Origin of the sequence: Streptosporangium sp. NPDC001681, from assembly GCF_040298085.1 — a bacterium.
Classification (GTDB): domain Bacteria; phylum Actinomycetota; class Actinomycetes; order Streptosporangiales; family Streptosporangiaceae; genus Streptosporangium.
This window is the reverse complement of the sequence record NZ_JBEOZN010000337.1, coordinates 1-1,018: the sequence shown is the minus strand read 5'-3', so window position 1 is coordinate 1,018 and position 1,018 is coordinate 1. Positions and strand designations below refer to the sequence as shown.

Annotated in this window: 1 protein-coding gene; it reads right to left on the bottom strand. The window is 69.4% G+C overall.

Annotation, left to right across the window (positions count from 1 at the left end):
- Window positions 1–1,018: beta-ketoacyl reductase (locus ABT130_RS47695; RefSeq protein WP_350966518.1), on the bottom strand; the 1,018-nt coding region annotated here is incomplete at both ends.

Below are 1,018 nucleotides of genomic sequence, written 5' to 3'. Positions count from 1 at the left end.
TCCAGCAGCAACCGCTGCTGCGGATCCATCGCCAGCGCCTCACGCGGCGAGATCCCGAAGAACCCCGGATCGAACTCCCCCGCCTCGTGCAGGAACCCACCCTCACACACATAACTAGTACCCCGATGTTCGGCGTCCGGGTTGTACAGCGCCCCCAGGTCCCAGCCCCGCCTGGTCGGGAATTCCGAGATCCCGTCCCCGCCCTCGGCCACCAACCGCCACAGGTCCTCCGCAGAGGCCACCCCACCCGGATAGCGGCACGCCATGCCCACGATCACGATCGGATCGTCCGCCGCAGGCACGACGGACGTGGGAATGATCACGTCGGCCTTCTCGCCGAGCAACTCACCCAGCAGGAACTCCGCCAGCACCACCGGAGTCGGATAGTCGAACACCAACGTCGCCGGCAACCGCAACCCCGTCGCGCCGTTCAACCGGTTACGCAACTCCACCGCGGTCAGCGAATCGAACCCCAATTCACGGAACTCCCGCCGCACCTCCACCAGCTGCGGCGAAGCATGCCCCAACACCACCGCGACCTGTGCCCGCACCAACTCCACCACAAGCCGCACCCGATCAGCCTGCCCCAGACCGGCCAACCGCCCCACCAACAACCCATCACCCACCCCCGACACCGACACCGCCGACCGGCGAACCCCACGCACCAACCCGCGCAACAGATGAGGCACCTCACCCTGCGTGCGCACCGCCGCCACCTCAAACCGCGCCGCCACAACCACCGCGGCACCCACCACACCCGCCGCCTCGAACAACCCCAACCCCTGCTCAGGCGACAACGGCACCACCCCCGCCCGCGCCATCCGCCGCAGATCGACCTCGCCCAGCGCCCCGGTCATCCCCGCACCCTGCGCCCACGGCCCCCACGCCAGCGACAGCGCAGCCAGCCCTCGCGCTCGCCGATACTCCGCCAACGCGTCCAGGAACGCGTTCGCCGCCGCGTAGTTACCCTGACCCGCCCCACCGAACGTCCCCGCCACCGACGAGAACACCACGAACG